This is a genomic window from Naasia sp., assembly GCF_025465545.1.
Classification (GTDB): domain Bacteria; phylum Actinomycetota; class Actinomycetes; order Actinomycetales; family Microbacteriaceae; genus Naasia.
In genome coordinates this window covers 15,763-32,708 of sequence record NZ_JAODMK010000007.1, presented here as the reverse complement: position 1 = coordinate 32,708, position 16,946 = coordinate 15,763, and the positions used below count along the sequence as shown (strand labels likewise).

19 protein-coding genes are annotated in these 16,946 nt (G+C 70.8%); 2 read left to right on the top strand and 17 right to left on the bottom strand.

What is annotated here, in order from left to right:
- Positions 1 to 41: 41 nt before the first annotated feature.
- From glmM to JWR33_RS01850, 4 genes are all read right to left on the bottom strand, one after another.
- A complete protein-coding gene (glmM, locus tag JWR33_RS01865; RefSeq protein ID WP_297408919.1) occupies positions 42 to 1,412 on the bottom strand; it encodes a phosphoglucosamine mutase in 1,371 nt (456 codons plus the stop codon).
- 18 nt (positions 1,413 to 1,430) lie between these two features.
- Positions 1,431 to 1,919 carry a 30S ribosomal protein S9 gene (gene rpsI / locus JWR33_RS01860; RefSeq protein ID WP_297408918.1) on the bottom strand — a complete coding sequence of 163 codons (489 nt, stop codon included), beginning with the start codon at positions 1,917 to 1,919 and terminating at the stop codon, positions 1,431 to 1,433.
- A 27-nt stretch (positions 1,920 to 1,946) separates the two neighbouring features.
- Positions 1,947 to 2,393 carry a 50S ribosomal protein L13 gene (gene rplM / locus JWR33_RS01855; protein WP_297408917.1) on the bottom strand — a complete coding sequence of 149 codons (447 nt, stop codon included), beginning with the start codon at positions 2,391 to 2,393 and terminating at the stop codon, positions 1,947 to 1,949.
- Between the two features lie 216 nt (positions 2,394 to 2,609).
- Positions 2,610 to 3,521 carry a tRNA pseudouridine synthase A gene (locus JWR33_RS01850; protein WP_297408916.1) on the bottom strand — a complete coding sequence of 304 codons (912 nt, stop codon included), beginning with the start codon at positions 3,519 to 3,521 and terminating at the stop codon, positions 2,610 to 2,612.
- 53 nt (positions 3,522 to 3,574) lie between these two features.
- On the opposite strand from JWR33_RS01850, the gene JWR33_RS01845 reads away from it, so the two are divergent.
- Positions 3,575 to 4,627 carry an ATP-dependent DNA ligase gene (locus JWR33_RS01845; protein ID WP_297408914.1) on the top strand — a complete coding sequence of 351 codons (1,053 nt, stop codon included), beginning with the start codon at positions 3,575 to 3,577 and terminating at the stop codon, positions 4,625 to 4,627.
- An 18-nt stretch (positions 4,628 to 4,645) separates the two neighbouring features.
- Here the strand turns inward: JWR33_RS01845 and ligD are convergent, their stop codons facing one another.
- The 13 genes from ligD to JWR33_RS01780 all read right to left on the bottom strand — a co-directional run bounded on the left by ligD (position 4,646) and on the right by JWR33_RS01780 (position 14,849).
- Complete coding sequence (gene ligD, locus JWR33_RS01840; protein ID WP_297408913.1) at positions 4,646 to 5,674, bottom strand: non-homologous end-joining DNA ligase; 1,029 nt, start codon at positions 5,672 to 5,674, stop codon at positions 4,646 to 4,648.
- A 97-nt stretch (positions 5,675 to 5,771) separates the two neighbouring features.
- Positions 5,772 to 6,446 (bottom strand): 50S ribosomal protein L17, encoded by a 675-nt coding sequence (gene rplQ, locus JWR33_RS01835; RefSeq protein ID WP_297408911.1) that lies wholly within the window; start codon positions 6,444 to 6,446, stop codon positions 5,772 to 5,774.
- A 35-nt stretch (positions 6,447 to 6,481) separates the two neighbouring features.
- Entirely contained in the window at positions 6,482 to 7,471 is a 990-nt protein-coding gene (locus tag JWR33_RS01830; protein WP_297408909.1) for a DNA-directed RNA polymerase subunit alpha, read from the bottom strand.
- A 232-nt stretch (positions 7,472 to 7,703) separates the two neighbouring features.
- Complete coding sequence (rpsK, locus tag JWR33_RS01825) at positions 7,704 to 8,105, bottom strand: 30S ribosomal protein S11 (RefSeq protein WP_286278399.1); 402 nt, start codon at positions 8,103 to 8,105, stop codon at positions 7,704 to 7,706.
- A 60-nt stretch (positions 8,106 to 8,165) separates the two neighbouring features.
- A complete protein-coding gene (gene rpsM / locus JWR33_RS01820; RefSeq protein WP_297408905.1) occupies positions 8,166 to 8,546 on the bottom strand; it encodes a 30S ribosomal protein S13 in 381 nt (126 codons plus the stop codon).
- Positions 8,547 to 8,703: 157 nt separating this feature from the next.
- On the bottom strand, positions 8,704 to 8,817 hold the full coding sequence (gene rpmJ, locus JWR33_RS01815) for a 50S ribosomal protein L36 (RefSeq protein ID WP_129520984.1): 114 nt from the start codon (positions 8,815 to 8,817) through the stop codon (positions 8,704 to 8,706).
- A gap of 63 nt (positions 8,818 to 8,880) precedes the next feature.
- Positions 8,881 to 9,102 (bottom strand): translation initiation factor IF-1, encoded by a 222-nt coding sequence (infA, locus tag JWR33_RS01810; protein WP_100365313.1) that lies wholly within the window; start codon positions 9,100 to 9,102, stop codon positions 8,881 to 8,883.
- Positions 9,103 to 9,321: 219 nt separating this feature from the next.
- Complete coding sequence (locus JWR33_RS01805; protein ID WP_297408897.1) at positions 9,322 to 10,470, bottom strand: mannitol-1-phosphate 5-dehydrogenase; 1,149 nt, start codon at positions 10,468 to 10,470, stop codon at positions 9,322 to 9,324.
- Position 10,471: 1 nt separating this feature from the next.
- Positions 10,472 to 10,906, bottom strand: coding sequence for a PTS sugar transporter subunit IIA (locus tag JWR33_RS01800; protein ID WP_297408895.1), 435 nt, complete (start codon positions 10,904 to 10,906; stop codon positions 10,472 to 10,474).
- 94 nt (positions 10,907 to 11,000) lie between these two features.
- Positions 11,001 to 12,548: a PTS mannitol transporter subunit IICB gene (locus JWR33_RS01795; protein ID WP_297408893.1), complete on the bottom strand. Its 1,548-nt coding sequence runs from the start codon at positions 12,546 to 12,548 to the stop codon at positions 11,001 to 11,003.
- Positions 12,549 to 12,595: 47 nt separating this feature from the next.
- Positions 12,596 to 14,257: a phosphoenolpyruvate--protein phosphotransferase gene (gene ptsP, locus JWR33_RS01790; protein WP_297408891.1), complete on the bottom strand. Its 1,662-nt coding sequence runs from the start codon at positions 14,255 to 14,257 to the stop codon at positions 12,596 to 12,598.
- On the bottom strand, positions 14,254 to 14,517 hold the full coding sequence (locus JWR33_RS01785; protein ID WP_297408890.1) for an HPr family phosphocarrier protein: 264 nt from the start codon (positions 14,515 to 14,517) through the stop codon (positions 14,254 to 14,256). Before JWR33_RS01785 ends, ptsP begins: the two co-directional genes overlap by 4 nt.
- Before the next feature lie 2 nt (positions 14,518 to 14,519).
- A complete protein-coding gene (locus JWR33_RS01780; RefSeq protein ID WP_297408888.1) occupies positions 14,520 to 14,849 on the bottom strand; it encodes a hypothetical protein in 330 nt (109 codons plus the stop codon).
- Positions 14,850 to 15,006: 157 nt separating this feature from the next.
- Between JWR33_RS01780 and JWR33_RS01775 the strand changes: the two genes are divergently transcribed.
- On the top strand, positions 15,007 to 16,911 hold the full coding sequence (locus JWR33_RS01775) for a PRD domain-containing protein (RefSeq protein ID WP_297408886.1): 1,905 nt from the start codon (positions 15,007 to 15,009) through the stop codon (positions 16,909 to 16,911).
- Positions 16,912 to 16,946 lie beyond the last annotated feature (35 nt).

Genomic DNA, 16,946 nt, shown 5'->3' with positions numbered 1-16,946 from the left:
GCGGGCCGAGTCGTGGGATGCGTGGGCAGGCGGGGAGCGGCTCAGGCGGCGGGGTGCGCGAGCCGGCTTCGCACGATGGCGGCGAGGTCGTTCGCGATCTCCTCGGCGGTCTCCTGGTCTGCCGCCTCCACCATGACCCGCACCATCGGCTCGGTGCCGGAGGGTCGCAGGAGCACACGGCCCGAGTCCCCGAGGCGCTTCTCGGCCGCGATCACCGCGTCGGCGATCTCCGCATCCGCGCCGAGTCGGTCGCGGTCGACGCCCTCCACGTTGACGAGGACCTGCGGGTAGAGCTTCATCACCGCGGCGAGCTCCGCGAGCGTCTTGCCGGTGCGGGCCATCTCGCTCACGACCTGGAGGCCGGTGAGCAGGCCGTCGCCGGTCGTGGCGAAGTCGGTGAGGATGACGTGCCCCGACTGCTCGCCGCCGAGCGACAGCTTCCTCGCCGAGAGCTCCTCGAGCACGTAGCGGTCGCCCACCTTGGTCTCGATCACCTCGATGCCCTGCTCGCGCATCGCGATCCGCAGCCCCAGGTTGCTCATCACGGTCGTGACGAGGGTGCGCTCGCGGAGCACGCCGCGCTCGGCCATGCCGACCGCGAGGATCGCCATGATCTCGTCTCCGCCGACGATCCGGCCCTCCGCGTCCACCGCGAGGCAGCGGTCGGCGTCGCCGTCGTGGGCGATGCCCACATCCGCGCCCTGCTCGAGCACCGCTGCGGCGAGGGCGGCGGGATGCGTGGAGCCGACCCCCTCGTTGATGTTCAGGCCGTCGGGGTCGTTGCCGATGACCGTCACGCGGGCGCCCGCGTCGCGGAACACCTCGGGCGAGACGCCTGCCGCGGCGCCGTTCGCGCAGTCGATCACGACGTGCAGTCCGTCGAGGGTCTTCGGCAGCGTGGAGAGCAGGTGCACGACGTAGCGGTCCTCGGCGTCCGCGAAGCGGCGGATGCGGCCCACCCCCGCGCCGGTGGGCGCGAGAGCGTCGCCCGAGAGGGCGGCCTCGATCCTGTCCTCGACCTCGTCGGGCAGCTTGACGCCGCCGCGGGCGAAGATCTTGATGCCGTTGTCGGGCGCGGGGTTGTGCGAGGCAGAGATCATCACGCCGAAGTCGGCGTCGATGTCCGCGATCAGGTACGCGGCGGCCGGCGTGGGGATGACTCCGGCGTCGAGCACGTCGACGCCGGAGCTCGCGAGTCCCGCGGAGACCGCGGCGGAGAGGAACTCGCCGGACACGCGGGGGTCGCGGGCGACCACGGCGGTCGGCCGGCGCCCCTGCTTGCGGCGCGCCTCGGCGCTGCGCCCCTTGCCCAGGACGACGGCGGTCGCCTGGGCAAGGGAGAGCGCGAGCTCCACGGACACGTCACGGTTAGCGAGGCCGCGTACTCCGTCGGTGCCGAAGAGGCGGGGCATGGCGTGGTGCGCCGAGGATCAGCGCTTGGAGAACTGAGGAGCCTTGCGGGCCTTCTTGAGGCCGGCCTTCTTGCGCTCCTTGACGCGGGCGTCGCGGCTGAGGAAGCCGGCCTTCTTGAGCGAAGCCCGGTTGTTCTCCTCGTCGATCCCGTTCAGGGAGCGCGCGATGCCGAGACGCAGCGCGCCGGCCTGGCCGGAGGGGCCACCGCCGGTGATGCGCGCGATCACGTCGTAGCTGCCGAGCAGATCGAGGACCTTGAACGGGTCGTTGATCAGCTGCTGGTGCAGCTTGTTGGGGAAGTAGTCCGCGAACTCGCGGCCGTTGACGGTGATGGTGCCGTTGCCGGGAACGATGCGCACGCGGGCGATGGCCTGCTTGCGACGTCCGACTGCGGCGCCCGGGACGTTGAGCACGGCACGGGGGGTGCTGGGCGCCGACGTCTCGGCCGGGGTCTCGGTGCTGAAGCTCGAAGGAGCGTTGTCGATGGAATCTGCGATTCTCGCCATGAGGGGTGTCCTAGGGTCCGGCCGGCGCTACTGGGCGACCTGGTTGAGGGTGTACGGCGTGGGCTGCTGGGCGGCGTGGGGGTGCTCCGGGCCTGCGTAGACCTTGAGCTTCCTCAGCTGCGCGGCGCCCAGGGAGTTCTTGGGCAGCATGCCGCGGATGGCCTTCTCGACCGCGCGGGTGGGGTGCTTCTCGAGCATCTCCGCGTAGGTGGTGGCCGTGAGGCCGCCCGGATAGCCGGAGTGGCGATAGGCCAGCTTCTTCTCGGCCTTGGAGCCGGTGAGGGCCACCTTCTCCGCATTGACGATGATGACGAAGTCACCCATGTCCATGTGCGGGGCGAAGGTGGGCTTGTGCTTGCCGCGGAGGAGGGCGGCGGCGTGGCTGGCCAGGCGGCCGAGGACCACATCGGCGGCGTCGATCACGAGCCAGTCGTGCTGGATCTCGCTCTCGCGGGGCGTGTAGGTGCGCGTCACGGAGGTGCTTTCTGTGTCGAGGAGTTCGTGGATCCCGCTCCGGTGGGTGTTCTCGGGGAACGCCGCGGTGGAGGGCTCAACTGAAGGCGCCGCGGAGCGAACGCCAACGGGAGAGCCTACCGGAGTCCTTCCGCTCGGACAAGCTGACTCCTCGGGAGTGCCCGTTCCGGCGCTAAGTGCCCGCTATAGCGGGCACATGCCGCCGGAACGGGCACCTCAGTCGTCCTCGTCGTCCTCGGCGCCCGGAGCGCCCGAGTCGAGGGCGGCACGGCGGGCCCGGGTCTGCTCGGCCCGCGCGGCGAGCTCGGCGGCCGGCGGGTAGCCCACCTCCAGCAGCGTGAGGCCTTTCGCGGGCAGCACAGCGAACTCGTTCGCCCGCCCCGCCGTCGCGAGCAGCTGACCGGGGCGCTCCACCGGCAGGCGCCCCTCCCCCACCGCGACGCAGGCGCCCACCAGGGAGCGCACCATCGAGTGGCAGAACGCGTCGGCCCGCACCTCGGCCACGAGCACGCCGTCCGCGTCCCGTGACCAGGAGAAGTCCTGCAGGGTCCGGATGGTGGTCGACTCGGGCCGGGGCCGGCAGTAGGCGGCGAAGTCGCGCAGGCCGAGCATGCCGCGGGCGGCCGCCCCCATCGCGTCGTCGTCCAGCGTGCGCGGGTGCCAGAGCGTGCGGTGCCGCTGCAGCGGGTCCCGCTCGGCGGCGCCGTCCGCGATGCGGTACCGATAGCGTCGCCAGAGGGCGCTGAAGCGGGCGTCGAACCCCTCGGCGGCCATCTCGCCGTGCCGCACGACCACGTCGGTCGCGGAACCGAGGATCCCGGTGAGCCGGCCGGCGAGCAGCGCCCCCGGCCCCTGCTCGGAGCGTCGGACCCGCGAGCGGGCGAGGGCGGCGACCTGACCGTCGCTGAGGTCGACGTGGGCGACCTGTCCGGTCGCGTGCACCCCCGCGTCGGTGCGTCCCGCGACCACCAGGGAGGCCACGGGGCCGTGCTTGCGCAGCAGCGTGGCGAGGGCGTCATCGAGCACGCCCTGCACGGTGCGGAGGCCGGGCTGCGGGGCCCAGCCCCGGAAGTGGGTGCCGTCATACGCGATCCCGAGCCGGAATCGCGTGCTCCCCGGTTCCGTCACGGGCCGATTCTAGAGCCGCGCCCGCTTCCGGCTTGATGCGGGAGGATGGCGCTGTGCAGACGCCAGTCGATCTCCCCCTCGAGCCGATGCTCGCCAAGTCGATGCCGCAGCTGCCCCGCTCGGAGCAGGGCGGACGGCAGTGGCTGTACGAGCCCAAGTGGGACGGCTTCCGCTCCATCGCCTACTTCGACGGGACCGACGTGGAGCTCGGCAGCCGGGGATCCAAGACGCTCACCCGCTATTTCCCGGAGCTGGTCGCAGCGCTCCGGGATCAGCTGACCGGGCCGTGCGTGCTGGACGGCGAGATCGTCGTGCGGCGAGGGGAGCCGGGCGCCGAGCGGCTGGACTGGGAGGCGCTCTCCCAGCGCATCCATCCCGCGGACAGCCGGGTGCGCACCCTGTCTGTCGCAACGCCCGCCTCCTTCATCGCATTCGACCTGCTGGCCATCGGGGACCGCAGCTTCCTCGAGGAGCCGTTCTCGACGCGGCGGGCGGCGCTGGAGGAGCTCGGCTCGCACGTGGCCTCCCCGCTGCATGTCACGCGGGCGACGGCGGACGGCGCCGAGGCGGAGCGCTGGTTCACCGAGTTCGAGGGCGCGGGCCTCGACGGGGTCGTCGCCAAGGACACGAGCGAGGTCTACCGGCCCGGCAAGCGGGTGATGGTCAAGTACAAGCACGAGCGCACCGCCGATGTCGTGGTCACCGGCTACCGCGTGCACAAGAGCGGCGCGGGTGTCGGCTCTCTCCTGCTCGGCCTCTACGGCGCGGACGGCGCCCTGCGCAGCATCGGCGGCGTGTCCGCCTTCTCCGACGCCCGGCGGCTGTCCCTCGTCGACGACCTCGCGTCGATCGTCAAGAAGGACGAGCACGGCGAGACGGTGCGCGGCGAGGGCGAGCGCAACCGCTTCTCATCCTCGAAGGACACCTCCTTCGTCGTGCTGGAGCCGGTGCTCGTGGCGGAGGTGCGCTACGACCAGATGGAGGGCGATCGCTTCCGGCACACGGCGCAGTTCCTGCGCTGGCGTCCGGATCGCGATCCCCGCTCGTGCACGTATGAGCAGCTGGAGACCCCGGTGGCCTACGACCTCGAGCGCGTGCTCGACTGAGGGTCCCCCGCCGCGCGATCAGTCGGCGACGGGCTTCTTCGCACGCGAGGGCTGCACGCGCATCGGCTCGCCCGGCATCTTGGGATAGTCGGGCGGGTAGGGCAGCTCGCCGTGCCCGCTGGCCACATCCCGCTCCCACCACTGCAGGAGCACGTCAAGCGAGCCGGCCTGGTCGCCCATGGCCGCCCACGCATCGCCGCGGTCGGCCAGGATGCCCGGCACCGTGCGGACGGTGAAGTCGCCCGGCTGCACCGAGCCGACCTCATCCCAGCGCAGCGGCATCGAGACCGTGGCTCCTGCGGTCGCCCGGGGGCTGTAGGCGCCGGCGATGGTGCGGTCGCGCGCCGCCTGGTTGAAGTCGACGAAGACCCGCTCGCCGCGCTCCTCCTTCCACCAGGCGGTGGTGACCCGGTCCGGCATCCGGCGCTCGAGCTCCCGCGCCGCCGCGATCACCGCGTGCCGCACCTCGATGTAGTCGTGCTCCGGACGGATCGGCGCGAAGACGTGGATGCCCCGGTTGCCCGAGGTCTTGGGGAACGCCTCGAGTCCCGCCTCGCGCAGGACCTCGCGCAGCTCGTACGCGGCGGGAACGGCGTCGTCGAATCCGCGGCCCGGCTGCGGGTCCAGGTCGATGCGGAGCTGATCCGGGTGGTCGACGTCCTCAGCCCGGCTCGGCCACGGGTGGAAGACCACGGTGTTCATCTGGACCATCCAGACCAGCGCGGCCGGCTCGTCGATCACGAGCATCGGGTGCGAGCGGGCGCTGGGAAAGGTGACCGGGACCTCGCGGACGAACTCCGGCTTTCCCTTCGGCGGGTTCTTCGAGAAGAACATCTCGCCCTCGACGCCGGCACCGTAGCGCTGCAGCGCGACGGGCCTGTCGCCGATCGCGCGGACGAACGACTCCCCCACGGCGACCACGTACTGGGCGAGCTCCAGCTTGGTCACGCCGACCTGCGGCCAGATCACGCGAGACGGGCTCGAGACCCGCATCTCCCGATCCCCTTCGGGGCCGGGCACGGTCAGGGTGGTCGCCTCACTCGCCATGCGGCAACCCTATCCACGCGCCTTAAAGCGAACTGCCCAGTTCTGTCGCAACTCGGGGTCGAGATGCGACAGAACTGGGCAGTTCAGCGGAGAAGGACTACTTCTTGGTGTCGTCCGCGACCTCGGCGGCGTCCGCCTCGACCTCGGCGGCAGCGGGCGTCTCGACCTCGGCGGGCGTCGGAGCGGACTCCTCGACCGTCTCGGTCTCCTCGACCGGCACGTCGTCGGCTCCGCCGATGTCAGCCCCGTCCGGCGTGCTCGTCGCACGGGATCCGTCCACGGTGGTCTCCTCGGGGGTGACGATCTCAGCCGCGTCGGCGGCGTCAGCGGCGGGCGCCTCGGCGCTCGGAGCAGCAGCGGCGGGAGCCGCGGCGGTCCGGGTGCTGGTGCGGGTCGCGCGCACCTTCGGGGTGACCGGCTCGAGAACGAGCTCGATCACCGCGAGGGGCGCGTTGTCGCCCTTGCGGAAACCGATCTTGGTGATGCGGGTGTAGCCGCCCTGACGGTCCGCGACCTGGGGCGCGATCTCCGTGAAGAGCTCGTGCACCGCGCTCTTGTCGCGGATGATCATCATGACCCGTCGGCGGGCATGCAGATCACCGCGCTTCGCGAAGGTGACGAGCCGGTCGGCGAGGGGCTGAAGGCGCTTGGCCTTCGTCTCCGTCGTCTTGATCGACTTGTGGGTGATCAGTGCCGTCGCGAGATTCGCGAGCAGCAGGCGCTCGTGCGCCGGACCGCCGCCGAGACGGGGACCCTTGGAGGGCTGGGGCATGGTTTATATCCTCGAGATCAGGACGAGAGAGAAGGTCAGTTCTCTTCGTCGTCGTAGCCGCTGAAGTAGTGAGCGCCGTCGAACCCGGGAACCGCGTCCTTCAGCGAGAGGCCGAGCTCGACGAGCTTGTCCTTGACCTCATCCACGGACTTCTGGCCGAAGTTGCGGATGTTCATCAGCTGCGTCTCCGACAGGGCGACGAGCTCGCTCACGGTGTTGATGCCCTCGCGCTTGAGGCAGTTGTACGAGCGCACGGACAGGTCCAGGTCCTCGATGGGCATCGAGAGCTCGGAGCTGAGGACGGCGTCGACCGGCGCGGGGCCGATCTCGATGCCCTCGGCGGCACTGTTCAGCTCGCGGGCGAGGCCGAACAGCTCGGTGAGGGTGCGGCCGGCAGAGGCGATGGCGTCGCGCGGCGTGATCGCCGGCTTCGTCTCCACGTCGACGACCAGGCGGTCGAAGTCGGTGCGCTCACCCGCACGCGTCGCCTCGACGCGGTAGGTGACCTTGAGGACCGGCGAGTAGATCGAGTCGATCGGAATCTGACCGGCCTCGGAGAACTCGCTGCGGTTCTGAGCGGCGGAGACGTAGCCGCGGCCGCGCTCGATGGTGAGCTCGAGGTCGAACTTCGCCTTGTCGTTGAGCGTGGCGATGACGAGGTCCGGGTTGTGGATCTCGACACCGGCCGGCGCGGAGATGTCCGCTGCCGTGACGGGGCCCGAGCTCTGCTTGCGCAGGTAGGCGGTGATCGGCTCGTCGTGCTCGCTCGAGACCACGAGCTGCTTGACGTTCAGGATGATCTCCGTCACGTCCTCCTTCACGCCCGGAATGGTCGTGAACTCATGCTGGACGCCCTCGAGGCGGATGCTGGTGACCGCGGCGCCGGGGATCGAGGACAGCAGGGTGCGACGGAGCGAGTTGCCCAGGGTGTAGCCGAAGCCGGGCTCGAGGGGCTCGATCACGAACCGCGAGCGGAATTCCGAGATGTTTTCTTCATTGAGCGTCGGGCGTTGTGCGATGAGCACGAATATTTCCTTTCGAAAGAGTGTCCGCTATATGACACGTCTTCTGCGACGCCGGGTGGCGGCCGGCGGGTATTCAGTTGGAGGTCGTGGGCGCTCGGGGATTCGCAGTGATGGCTGCTGCCGGTGCGCGCCTGCGGCGAGGTGGCTGGGACCCAGCGCACCTCACCAGGGTGTCGAGACGCCGCGCGAGCGCGCGCGGCTTCTCGACCCGTCGTCGGCGAAGGCTTTCGCCTCAGACGCGACGACGCTTCGGGGGCCGGCAGCCGTTGTGAGCCTGGGGCGTGACGTCGTTGATCGAGCCGACCTCGAGGCCCGCGGCCTGGAGGGAGCGGATCGCGGTCTCGCGGCCGGAGCCCGGCCCCTTGACGAACACGTCGACCTTCTTCATGCCGTGCTCCTGCGCCTGGCGCGCGGCCGACTCGGCCGCGAGCTGGGCAGCGAACGGCGTGGACTTGCGGCTTCCCTTGAAGCCGACGCCGCCCGAGGACGCCCAGCTGATGACTGCGCCCGTCGTGTCGGTGATCGAGACGATCGTGTTGTTGAACGTCGACTTGATGTGGGCCTGGCCCACGGCGATGTTCTTCTTCTCCTTGCGGCGCGGCTTGCGGGCGGCGCTCGCCTTCGGTGCTGCCATGTGGCTGTCTCTCCTGAATCCTGTGAGCCGGATGTCGCGGTGCGGCGGACGCCGCGGCCGCTACTTGCGGCCGGCCTTCTTCTTGCCGGCGACGGTGCGCTTCGGGCCCTTGCGGGTGCGAGCGTTGGTCTTGGTGCGCTGACCGTGCACGGGAAGGCCGCGGCGATGGCGGACGCCCTGGTAGCTGCCGATCTCGACCTTGCGGCGGATGTCGGCGGCCACCTCGCGACGGAGGTCACCCTCCACCTTGAATGCGCCTTCGATGTGGTCGCGGAGCGCGACCAGCTGGTCATCGGTCAGGTCCTTGACGCGGATCTCACCGCTGATGCCCGTGACGCTGAGCGTCTCAAGGGCGCGGGTGCGGCCGATTCCGTAGATGTAGGTGAGTGCGACCTCGACGCGCTTGTCGCGCGGGATGTCGACACCGGCGAGACGTGCCATGTGTGGCCTCTCCTCAGAGGATGTCCGGAGGTGTGGAGCGGTTCCGGTGCCCGGGCCTCCGACCCGAGGTGTCCCCCACTTCCGTGGGTTCTGGAACCGCCTCTTATCTGTTCAGTTGTGTCGTGCGGTACTGCGGGAGCAGGCCTGCGAAAGGGCTCTAGCCCTGCCTCTGCTTGTGCCGGGGGTTCTCGCAGATGACCATCACGTTGCCGTGGCGGCGGATCACCTTGCACTTGTCGCAGATGCGCTTGACGCTGGGATTGACCTTCATCGTTCTCTTTCCTTCGCTGGCGTCGTGCCTCGCCGGGGCGGGGCCGTTCCTTTCCCGCGGTTCCTACTTGTAGCGGTAGACGATCCGGCCGCGGGTCAGGTCGTACGGGCTCAACTCGACGATCACTCGGTCCTCCGGGAGGATCCGGATGTAGTGCTGTCGCATCTTGCCGGAGATGTGTGCGAGGACCTTGTGTCCGTTGCTCAACTCAACGCGGAACATCGCGTTGGGCAGAGCTTCGAGCACCGAGCCCTCGATCTCGATTACGCCGTCCTTTTTGGCCATAACTCACTAACGTCGCACGCAGAAACTGCGGGTCTTGCGGGATGGATGCGATGCCGACCCTGGGCGCACGGCGAGACATAGCTCGTCGGAGACGAAGAGGGGAAGGGCACGAAGGCCCGGGGCACCAAGGAGCTATCGTAGGGGAAAACGGGCGGACACGCCAGCCGGGCCCGAGAAGCACGCCTCTGGATGAACCGGCGGAACCGCCCGCTATCAGCCTCAGGCCGCCGTCCGGGCCTCGCGAACCACCTGGGCGACGGCCGGCAGCAGGGCCGAGCCCTCCTCGAGACCGGTCAGCTCGGCGGCGACCTGACCGTCCGAGCGCTCGCCACGCAGCATCTCCTGCAGCCGGACGCTCTCCGGGTCATCCGGAACGTCGAAGCGGAGGGCGGCGCCGATCGCGCGGATCAGGGCGTCGGCGGGAAGGCCGCGCTCGACGAGCTCTGCGGCCGGGCCGACGAAGCGCTCGTGCCTGCTCAGCTTCCGCAGCGGCGCGCGGCCCACCCGCTCGACGGTGTCGGACAGCGACGGGTTCCCGAAGCGGATGAGGTTCTTCTGCAGGTACTTCTCCTGCTCCTCCTCGGCGAAATCGTGCTTGGCCACGAGGAGGGCCTTGGTCTCGGCCAGCACGGCGCGGACCTCCCGCTCGACCTCGGGCAGCTCGAGCGCCTGGATCAGGGTGCCCGCTCCCCTGGCGAAGCCGTGGTAGGCGAGCGTCGCGTGGCCGGTGTTGACCGTGAAGAGCTTGCGCTCGATGTAGGGGGTGAGGTCGTCGACGAAGGTGGCGTCGGGGATGTCCGGGACGGCGTCGCCGAACGGCGCGCGCTCCACCACCCACTCGAAGAAGTCCTCGACCGTGACGTCGAGGCCGGCGGCCGGGTCCTGGCCGGGGACGATGCGGTCCACGGCAGTGTTGGCGAAGACGGCGCGGCCGAGCTCCTGCGCGTTGTCGGCGAGCAGCAGCTCGATCTCGGTGCGGAGCAGGTCGGTGGCCCCGATCGCGTTCTCGCAGGCCATCACCGCAAGCCGCGGCAGGTCGGCGGAGCGCGCCCGCAGCCCCTCGGCGATCACGGGCGCGAGGAACTTCAGGACGCTCGGCCCGACCGCGGTGGTGACCACGTCGGCGGTCGCGATCTCGGCGATGACCTCCGCCTCGGCGCTGCGGCTGTTGAGGGCGCGGTAGTTGTCGACCACCCGCTGCTGGGCGTGCTCCCCCACCTCGTGCACCCGGTAGCTGGGGGTCGCGGCCAGGGCGTCGATGAGCTCGGCGTTGACGTCCGCGAACACGACCTCGTAGCCGGCATCGTGCAGGATCAGACCGACGAAGCCTCGACCGATGTTGCCCGCGCCGAAGTGCACCGCCTTCATGTCACGCCTCGTTCACGTCGCCGAGCAGCGCGTACAGCTCCTCGGGGGTGCGGGCGGCAAGCAGCTTGGCCACCTCGTCGTCCTCGCTGAAGACCAGAGCGATCTTGGACAGGATCCCGAGATGCTCGTTGTTCTTGCCGGCGATGCCGATCACGAAGCGGACCTCGTTGCCGTCCCAGTCGAGAGGCTGGTCGTAGCGCACGATGGCCAGCGCGGACGCCAGGATCGTGTCCTTCGCCTCATTGGTGCCGTGCGGGATGGCGAGGTAGTTGCCCATGTAGGTGGAGACGGTGTTCTCCCGGTCGAACATGGCGTCGAGGTACGCGGGCTGCACCGCGCCCGCGGCGAGCAGCTGCGCCCCCACCTCGCGGATCGCGTCGTCCCTCGTGCGGGCGGTGCCGCTCAGCGAGATCCGGTCGAGTTCGAGAACGTCCATGTGCCCTGCTCCTCCTGGGGTACGACTGCGTTGCATCACCGAAGCGGCCTGAGGGGTGGCTGCGGGGGAGCGGATCCCCCGCAGCCATCCTCGCCTACTTGCTCTGGTTCGCCACCTGCTGCACGACCTCGTCGTACCGCGGGCTGTTCATGAAGTTGTCGACCGACACGTGCTGTGCCGACGGCGCCTTCTGCTCGGCGCGGGCGGTGAGCTCGCGCTGGGTGATGACCAGGTCGGCGCTGTCGTCGAGGTTGGCGATCGCCTTGTTGACGACCGTGACCCCCTCGAGGCCGGCCTTCTTGATCTTGTTGCGGAGCACGGTCGCCCCCATGGCGCTCGATCCCATTCCGGCGTCGCAGGCGAACACGATGTTCCGCACCGGCCCGCGGTCGGCGACCGCGGTCTGGCGCACCTGCTCGGCGGGAGCGCCCGCCTGGGAGACTGCCGCGCCGGTCGCCGCGTTGCCGAGGCCCGAGAGCACGTCGCTGGAGCGGCCCTTGTTGGCCTGGGTCGCGGCGATCGCCGCACCCAGGTCACCCGCGTTCTCGCTCTCCAGGTCCCGCTTGCGGCTGGCCCGGAGGATCACCGCGGCGACGAGGAAGCTGACGGCGGCGGAGAGCACGACGGAGAGGATCACGCCGAGGTGGCTGCCGGGAGCCGTGGAGATCAGGACCGCGAAGATGCTTCCCGGCGAGGCGGGAGCGACGAGGCCGGACCCCGCGATCGCGTTGGTCGCGACACCGGTCGCACCGCCCGCGATGACCGCGAGCAGCAGGGCCGGCTTCATCAGCACATACGGGAAGTAGATCTCGTGGATGCCCCCGAGGAACTGGATGATGATCGCGCCGGGCGCGGTCGCCCGGGCCACGCCGACGCCGAACACGGTGAACGCGAGGAGGAGACCGAGGCCGGGGCCGGGGTTCGCCTCGAGCAGGAACAGGATGCTCTTGCCCTGGTCCTGCACCTGGGCGGCTCCCAGCGGGGTGAGCACGCCGTGATTGATGGCGTTGTTGAGGAAGAGCACCTTGGCCGGCTCGATGATGATGCTGACGAGCGGCAGCAGGCCCGCGTGCAGCAGGAACTCCACGGCGGTGCCGAGGGCCTGGCTGACCAGCTTCAGCAGCGGCGCGAGTCCGAAGAAGGCGACCATCGCCATCAGGAAGGACGCGATCCCTGCAGAGAAGTTGTTGACGAGCATCTCGAAGCCGGCCCGGATCCTGCCGTCCCAGAGCTTGTCGAGCTGCTTCATCACGAGCGCCGCGAGCGGGCCGCAGATGAGCGCGCCGAGGAACATCGGCGTTCCGGCCGCTCCCACGATGACGCCCATCGTGACGACCGCGCCGACGACTCCGCCGCGGAACCCGTGCACCATGCGACCGCCGGTGTAGGCGATCAGGAGGGGCAGCAGGTAGGTGATCATCGGGCCGACGAGGCCGATGTTGGCGTTGCCCTCGGCGTCGGTGCCGAAGCCGCCGAGGACCGGCACGGGGGTCCAGCCCGTCTCGATGAAGAGTGCCGTGATGAGGCCCCAGGCGATGAAGGCCGAGATGTTCGGCATCACCATCCCGCTGAGGAAGGACCCGAAGCGCTGGATGCCCACGCGGGCGCCCCCGCGCTTCTGCTCGACTGACGTCGCTGTCATTGGTCTTCTCCTGTTTCTGTGTGTGGTGTGGAGGGAGGGGGGGAAGGTCAGGCGGGCCGGGGCAGAAGGGCGCGCACCGCGGCACGGGCGCCCGCGGCGTCCTCGGCTCCGAGCGCGGCGGCGCCGAACGCGACCGCCTGCTCTCGGGTGTGCTGCAGCAGCTCGGCACGGACGTCGCCGAGGGCCGACGGCGACATCGAGAGCGAGGTGGCGCCGAGACCGACGAGCACGACCGCGAGCAGCGGATCGGCAGCCGCCTCGCCGCAGATGCCCACGGGCTTGCCGAGCGCCGCGCCGGCACGGCCGACCTCCGCGACGAGGCGCAGCACGGCGGGGTGCCACGGATCCTGGAAGGAGGCGACGGAGCCGAGCAGCCGGTCCGCGGCGAGCGTGTACTGGGTCAGGTCGTTCGTGCCGATGCTCGCGAACTGGGCCTCGGCCAGGATGCGGTCGGCGAGCAGCGCCGAGGACGGCACCTCGACCATCACGCCGGACGTCGTGATGCCGAGCTCACGGGCGATCGCAACGAAGTACCGCGTCTCCTCGACCGTGGCCACCATCGGCGCCATCACCCAGAGCTCCGCGTCGGTCTCGCTCGCGGCGCGCGCGAGCGCCGTGAGCTGGTCCCGCAGGATCTGCTCGCTGGCCCGCAGGGCGCGCAGCCCCCGGAGGCCGAGCGCGGGATTCTCCTCGTGCGCGTCGTTGAGGAACGCCAGCGGCTTGTCGGCGCCGGCGTCCAGGACCCGGACGACGACCTTCTTGCCGGGAAAGGCGCGGAGCAGCTTGGAGTAGTGGCCGTACTGCTGTGCGACGGTCGGGGCGGACGATGCGTCGAGGAACAGGAACTCGGTGCGGAAGAGGCCGACCCCTTCGGCGCCCGCGGCGAGCGCTGCGTCGAGACCGTCCACGGACCCGAGGTTGGCCAGCAGCGGGACCGGTGTGCCGTCGGCGAGGGCACCGGGACCGACCGGGACGTCGGCGCGCGCCGCCCGGCGCTGCAGCTCGGCATTGGCCCGCCCGGTCTCCTGCTCGGAGGGATCGACGACCACGGAGCCGGCGGCGGCATCGACGATGACGGTGCTGCCGTCGGTGATGTCGAGGGCGCCGGACACGCCGACGACCGCCGTGATGCCCTTCTCCCGGGCGAGGATCGCGGTGTGCGAGGTGGGGCCGCCGTCGCTCGTCACGACGCCGAGGACGACGGACAGGTCGAGCAGGGCGGTGTCCGCGGGCGCCAGGTCCCGCGCGACGAGCACGAACGGGATGTCGCTCTCGGGCACCCCGGGAGCGGAGACGCCGGAGAGCCGGGCGATCACGCGCTGGGAGACGTCGTCGAGGTCGGTGGCGCGCTCGGCCATGTAGCCGCCGAGGGCGACGAGCATGTCCCGGAAGCCCGCGAATGCCTCGAACACGGCGCGTTCCGCGGTGGCCCCGTTGTCGACGCGCATGTCGATGTCGCTGCGGAGGGTGGGGTCGTCGGCCATCAGCGCCTGCGCCTCGAGCACCTCCTGCGCCTTGCCCCCCGCCTTCTCGCCGCGCACGCGGATGTCCGCGGCGGTCGCGGCGAGCGCGCCGGTGACGCGCTCCTTCTCGGAGTCGGGCCCGATCGTGCTCGCGAGGGTGGCCGGCTCTGGGAGCCGCTCGGGCATCCGGAGCACCGGGCCCACGGCGATGCCGCGTCCCACTCCCACGCCCTCGAGGGTGGTCATGCGTCGTGGTCCGTGGCGAGGAGCCCCGACAGTTCGTCGAGGACGCCGTCGGCACCCTCCCCGTCGACGCTCACGACGACCTCGTCGCCGTGGTCGATGCCGAGGGAGATGACCCCGAGGATGCTCGCGGCGTTGACGGTCCTGGCCCCCTTGGTGAGCTTGACGGGCACGCCGGCCTTGGCGGCGGCCTGCGAGAAGAGGGCGGCGGGCCGGGCGTGCAGCCCGTGGCTCGATGCGACGACGACGGTGCGTTCGGGCACGGCTACTCCTTGCTTTCGGGGGTCGGGGCGCCACGGTAGGCGTGGGAGGCCAGCACGTGGCGGGCTTGCATCACGGCCGCCTCCGCCCCGCCGACGGCGAACGCGGTGGCGGGCAGCAGCGCGACGGGCACCGGCGCTGCGGCCCGGCGGACGGCGTCGAGCGAGGAGGCGAGCTGGGGGGCGACGAGGACGGCGTCCGCGGACGGCAGCGCCGACGCCAGCGAGTCGAGGCCCGTGACGACGCAGACGAGGTCGGGGTCCACGTCCCTCATCCGCCGGCCGAGGAAGGTTCCGGAGACGCCTGCGGCGCACACGAGCAGCACAGTGGCCACGGCGCCTCCTTGCGTCTGAGATGGAGCGGATTCACCGCAGTCTCTCGCGGCCGGCGCTCGCCCTCCAGCGAGTCTGCTTCCGCGGCGGCGGAAGCAGAGGCACGGCGTGCGGGCCGCAGGAGCCCCGCCTCGGGCAAAGGGTGGTTGAGTTGGCACGATGGCCGACAAGACGCCGCAGCTCCTCGAGCACCTGGCCCGCACTGAGGGCTGGGTGGCCGCCGGCGAGCTCGCGGACCGGCTGGGGGTCAGCACGCGGACGATCCGCAGCTACGTGACGGCGATCAAGGCGGCGGCGGGGCCTCTCGACGTGATCGCGTCGTCCACCAGCGGCTACCGCCTGAACCGTCAGGCCTATCGGGAGTACTCGGCGGGCACCCGTGCCTCCTCGGGCGCTCCGGAGAAGCCACGCGAGCGCGTGGCGTTCCTCGTCAGCCGGCTGGCCCAGTCCCCCGACGGGCTCGGCGTGCATGACCTGGCGTCCGCGCTCTTCGTCTCGGAGTCGACGCTCGAGTCGGACCTCCGGCGGGTGCGGCAGCTGACCCGCGACGCGGGCGCCGAACTGGTGCGCACCGGCGATGTGGTGCGCCTCGACGGCACCGAGGACGCCCTCCGCCGGCTGATCAGCCGCATCTTCCGCGAGGAGACGGCGCGCGGCATGTTCGATCTCCGCCAGGTGCAGGAGGCCTTCGCCGTCGGCGATCTCAGCGGCTTCAAGTCCGACGTGATCGAGCTGCTGCAGCGGTCCGGCTACGCCGTGAACGAGTTCGGGCTCGACGGCGTGCTCGTGCACACGGCGATCGCGGTGGAGCGCTCGCGGCGCCGGCAGCTCAGGCCGGGCGGCGACTCCCCCGAGCCCGAGTCGCCGGACCTGCAGAGCGCACTGGCCGCGGTCGTGCGGCGGCACTTCGACACTGCGCTCCCGCCCGGCGAGCTGGCCTCCCTGGCCCTGCTCCTCACCACGCGGGTGGGCACCCGCCGCGGCGACCCGGCGCTCGCCGAGTCGGCGGAGGTGGCGGAGGACCTGGCGATCCTGCGGCGCCTCCTCGAGCGCGCGGAGCGCGAGTACCTGGTGGATCTCGATGACGAGGCGTTCCTCCTCCGCCTCACCCTGCACGTGCGCAATCTGGTGGCGCGCGCGAGGGCAGGGACCGCGACCCGCAACCCGCTCGCCCGCTCGATCAAGACGTCGTACCCGATGACCTACGAGCTCGCGGTCTACCTGGCGAGCGAGATCCAGCGCGAGTTCCGGATCAGCGTCAGCGACGACGAGATCGCGTTCATCGCGCTGCACATCGGCTCGCACCTCGAGGGGCACGCGCGTCCCGCCGACGAGGTCACGGCCACCGTCGTCGTGCCCGGCTATCACGACCTCGGCGAGATCCTCCGCCAGCGGGTGGAGGCGGCGGTGGGCGCGGACCTGCACATCGTCGAGGTCCTGACGAGGACGGATCTGCCGGTTCCGGGTGGCACCGATCTGGTGGTCACGACGCTGCCCGTGCCGGCGGGACAGCCGGGCGTGGTGCAGGTCAGCCCGTTCCCCACCCCGGCGGACCTCGACGCGGTGCGAGCCGCGGTGTCCAGGGTGCGCCGGCATCGGCGCAGGAGCCGCATCGCGGACGAGCTGCTGAACTACTTCGACGAGCGGCTGTTCTTCCGCGACGTCGCGGGGACCGACGAGGCGTCCGTCATCGAGATGCTGGGCCGGCGGATGATCGAGCTCGGCCACATCGACCGGCAGTACCTCGATGGGGCCCTGGAGCGCGAGAGCCTGTCCTCGACGGCGTTCACGGAGACGCTCGCGGTGCCGCACGCGATGGCGATGACGGCCCGCCGGACGGCGATCGCGGTGGCCGTCAACGATGTCGCCATCCCGTGGGGCGAGGGCCGCGTGAACGTCGTCGCCCTCGTCGCGTTCAGCGCGGAGGGCCGCGCGGCCTTCCAGACGGTGTTCGAGCAGTTCGTGGAGGTCTTCTCGGACCCCGCCGACGTGCACCGGCTGCTGCATGACTCGCGGGACTTCGGGTCCTTCATCGAGCAGCTGGTGCTGCTCATCGACTCCTAGGGGCCGCGCTCGAGGACGCGTGCCTCCGGGACGTC

Bases quoted from the DNA above. Each gene is read 5' to 3' on its own strand.
- rpsI (WP_297408918.1), bottom strand. From the start codon at position 1,919: ATGGCGAGAATCGCAGATTCCATCGACAACGCTCCTTCGAGCTTCAGC.
- infA (WP_100365313.1), bottom strand. From the start codon at position 9,102: ATGGCCAAAAAGGACGGCGTAATCGAGATCGAGGGCTCGGTGCTCGAA.
- JWR33_RS01805 (WP_297408897.1), bottom strand. From the start codon at position 10,470: ATGAAGGCGGTGCACTTCGGCGCGGGCAACATCGGTCGAGGCTTCGTC.
- JWR33_RS01800 (WP_297408895.1), bottom strand. From the start codon at position 10,906: ATGGACGTTCTCGAACTCGACCGGATCTCGCTGAGCGGCACCGCCCGC.
- ptsP (WP_297408891.1), bottom strand. From the start codon at position 14,257: ATGACCACCCTCGAGGGCGTGGGAGTGGGACGCGGCATCGCCGTGGGC.
- ligD (WP_297408913.1), bottom strand. From the start codon at position 5,674: ATGGCGAGTGAGGCGACCACCCTGACCGTGCCCGGCCCCGAAGGGGAT.
- rpsM (WP_297408905.1), bottom strand. From the start codon at position 8,546: ATGGCACGTCTCGCCGGTGTCGACATCCCGCGCGACAAGCGCGTCGAG.
- rpsK (WP_286278399.1), bottom strand. From the start codon at position 8,105: ATGGCAGCACCGAAGGCGAGCGCCGCCCGCAAGCCGCGCCGCAAGGAG.
- rplQ (WP_297408911.1), bottom strand. From the start codon at position 6,446: ATGCCCCAGCCCTCCAAGGGTCCCCGTCTCGGCGGCGGTCCGGCGCAC.
- JWR33_RS01795 (WP_297408893.1), bottom strand. From the start codon at position 12,548: ATGACAGCGACGTCAGTCGAGCAGAAGCGCGGGGGCGCCCGCGTGGGC.
- JWR33_RS01775 (WP_297408886.1), top strand. From the start codon at position 15,007: ATGGCCGACAAGACGCCGCAGCTCCTCGAGCACCTGGCCCGCACTGAG.
- rpmJ (WP_129520984.1), bottom strand. From the start codon at position 8,817: ATGAAGGTCAATCCCAGCGTCAAGCGCATCTGCGACAAGTGCAAGGTG.
- glmM (WP_297408919.1), bottom strand. From the start codon at position 1,412: ATGCCCCGCCTCTTCGGCACCGACGGAGTACGCGGCCTCGCTAACCGT.